The sequence below is a fragment of the Allosphingosinicella sp. genome (genome assembly GCF_036387215.1).
GTDB lineage: Bacteria > Pseudomonadota > Alphaproteobacteria > Sphingomonadales > Sphingomonadaceae > Allosphingosinicella.
Genome location: NZ_DASVUE010000326.1, coordinates 1 through 2,468, shown reverse-complemented (window position 1 = coordinate 2,468; position 2,468 = coordinate 1). Strand labels below are relative to the sequence as shown.

The following is a 2,468-nucleotide window of genomic DNA, read 5'->3' as shown; positions in this document are numbered from 1 at the left end:
GCGCGCGACCGGGTCAGACCCGTATGAAGCAGCGATCACCTATGGTGCCGGCGAGAAGCCCAGAGCCATAGGGTCGGTATTCCTGGATAGTTTCGGGGGCCTTTACGAACCCTCGCTGGGTCTGGGCGAGCTAGAGCAAGGTGGTTTCGTGCAACGCTACCGCTTCTCCGACGCTACCTATGTCAATCGATTCAGGCGCTCCGGCACCGGCTGGCGTTGGACGATCACAGAGGAGGCTAAGGACAAGCCCTCTTCAGTGTTCGCAGATTACCACCTGCGCCCAGCGCCATGCCGCGGGATGCGGTTCGATTACTGATGAGCCCCGCCTGGGCGGGTCCTGGCCCTGGCGAAGCGCTGCTCTGCGAACGTCCGCTTTCCACCCGTTCCAGACATTCGGTGAACGTCGCCTTCCACCCGAAGCGGACTTCCCGGATTGCACGAGCATGCGCTAACGGGGGGCGATGACTCTCCCTCCCTTCCACCTCGCCTTTCCCGTTCATGATCTCGAAGCAGCGCGCGGCTTCTATGGGGGGCTGCTTGGCTGCCCGGAGGGGCGGAGCGCGGCGGAGTGGATCGACTTCGACTTTTTCGGGCACCAGATCGTGGCGCACCATGCCGAGGGGATGGAGCCGAAGCACAGCAATCCGGTGGACGGGCACGACGTGCCGGTGCCGCATTTCGGAGCGGTGCTGCCGATGGAGGAATGGCGGGCGCTTGCGGAGCGGCTCCGGGAGGCGGGGACGGCATTCGTGATCGAGCCGACGGTGCGGTTCGAAGGGCAGCCGGGCGAGCAGGCGACGATGTTCTTCCTCGATCCTTCCGGCAATGCGCTGGAGCTGAAGGCGATGCGGGATCCGGGGAAATTGTTCGCGAAGTAGGAGCCGCGCTTCGCGCGGACCCACGCCTAGAGCCGCGCTTCGCGCGGACCCACCCCTAACCCCTCCCTTTCAGGGAGGGGGATCAATCGTACCGGCGCTTTCTTTTTCTCCCCTCCCTGGAAGGGAGGGGTTGGGGGTGGGTGCCGCCGAGGCACTCGGCGGCCTTTAGGAGGATGGCCTCCGCCACGCCTTCGGGGTTTTCGTCCACTTCGCTGTTCCAGAAGCGGATTATGGTCCACCCTTCCTGCTGGAGATGCTCCGTGCGGCGCTCATCACGCCGCGAACCGATGTGCTGACTGCCGTCGATCTCCACGATCAGCCTGGCTTTGCGGCAGGCGAGGTCGGCGTAATAGGGTTCGATCGGGAGCTGGCGGGTGAATTTGGGGCGGTAGCGGGAGAGGAGGCGCCAGAGGGTGCGCTCCTGCGGGGTGGCTTCGGCTCGGAGCAAGCGGGCGCGGGCGGTGGTGGTGGGATTTACGCGCTTCATGATTCGAACATAGCACTAGGCGCTTCGCGCACCCACCCCCAACCCCTCCCTTTCAGGGAGGGGAGTTATTCCGCGGCGATTTCGGTTAGGAGTTCGCGTTCGGCTGGGCGGGCGTTGACGCCTTTGGCGCTGCGGTGCTGTTCGTCGGCGAACCAGGCGGCGGTGGCTTCGAGGCCTTGCTGGAGGTCCACCTTCGGCTCCCAGCCGAGGATCGCCTGCGCGCGGGCGATGTCGGGCTTGCGGCGGCGGGGATCGTCTACGGGGAGCGGCTTGTGGACGATGCAGGAACGCGTGCCGGTGAGGCGGATGACGCGGTCGACGAGGTCCGAGACGGTGAGCTCGTTCGGGTTGCCGAGGTTGACGGGCGCGCCGGGCGATGGCTCGCTGTCCATCAGGCGCATCAGGCCTTCGACCATGTCGCTGACGTAGCAGAAGCTGCGGGTCTGCGACCCGTCGCCGTAGACGGTGATGTCGTCGCCCGCGAGCGCCTGGCAGACCACGTTGGAGACGACGCGGCCGTCGTCCGGGCGCATGCGCGGGCCGTAGGTGTTGAAGATGCGGGCGACGCGGACTTCGGCGCGGCCGGCGCGGGCGAAATCGAAGGCGAGCGTCTCGGCGGCGCGCTTGCCCTCGTCGTAGCAGGCGCGGGGGCCGGTGCAATTGACCCAGCCGCGATAGCCTTCGGGCTGCGGATGGACTTCGGGATCGCCATACACTTCGCTCGTCGAGGTGAGGAGGAAGCGGGCGTTCATCTCCTCAGCGAGGCGGAGGAGGTTGCGGGTGCCGAGCACGCAGGTGAGCATCGTATGCTCGGGATCCGCCTGGTAATGCGGCGGCGAGGCGGCGCAGGCGAGGTTGTAGATGTGGGTGAAGGGCGTCCTAGCGAGGCGGAGCTTCGCGGGAAGCCGGTCGACGATGTCGGCCTCGACGAAATCGAAACGGGGCTCGGACTTCAGGTGATCGAGGTTGCAGGCTCGGCCGGTGAGATAATTGTCGAGGCAGACGACGGTGGCGCCTTCGGCCAGCAAGGCATCGATGAGGTGGGAGCCGATGAACCCGGCGCCGCCCGTGACCAGCGCCGTCTTGGTCGTTCCATTCTTCAC

4 protein-coding genes are annotated in these 2,468 nt (G+C 66.2%); 2 read left to right on the top strand and 2 right to left on the bottom strand.

Translation table 11 applies throughout. From position 1 onward, the window contains the following. Together VF662_RS13330 and VF662_RS13325 are read left to right on the top strand one after the other, a co-directional pair. On the top strand, positions 1 to 316 hold a 316-nt coding region (locus tag VF662_RS13330), incomplete at its 5' end, for a hypothetical protein (RefSeq protein ID WP_464142097.1). A 145-nt stretch (positions 317 to 461) separates the two neighbouring features. Next, positions 462 to 878: a VOC family protein gene (locus tag VF662_RS13325; protein ID WP_464142095.1), complete on the top strand. Its 417-nt coding sequence runs from the start codon at positions 462 to 464 to the stop codon at positions 876 to 878. A gap of 82 nt (positions 879 to 960) precedes the next feature. On the opposite strand, the gene VF662_RS13320 is transcribed toward VF662_RS13325, so the two are convergent. Together VF662_RS13320 and VF662_RS13315 are read right to left on the bottom strand one after the other, a co-directional pair. Beyond that, positions 961 to 1,365 carry an endonuclease domain-containing protein gene (locus tag VF662_RS13320; RefSeq protein ID WP_464142093.1) on the bottom strand — a complete coding sequence of 135 codons (405 nt, stop codon included), beginning with the start codon at positions 1,363 to 1,365 and terminating at the stop codon, positions 961 to 963. Between the two features lie 65 nt (positions 1,366 to 1,430). Beyond that, positions 1,431 to 2,468, bottom strand: a complete 1,038-nt coding sequence (locus VF662_RS13315) for a UDP-glucuronic acid decarboxylase family protein (protein WP_464142090.1) — start codon at positions 2,466 to 2,468, stop codon at positions 1,431 to 1,433.

What these genes read in the sequence shown, in the direction of transcription:
- VF662_RS13325 (WP_464142095.1), top strand. Translation starts at nt 462, where the DNA reads ATGACTCTCCCTCCCTTCCACCTCGCCTTTCCCGTTCATGATCTCGAA.
- VF662_RS13320 (WP_464142093.1), bottom strand. Translation starts at nt 1,365, where the DNA reads ATGAAGCGCGTAAATCCCACCACCACCGCCCGCGCCCGCTTGCTCCGA.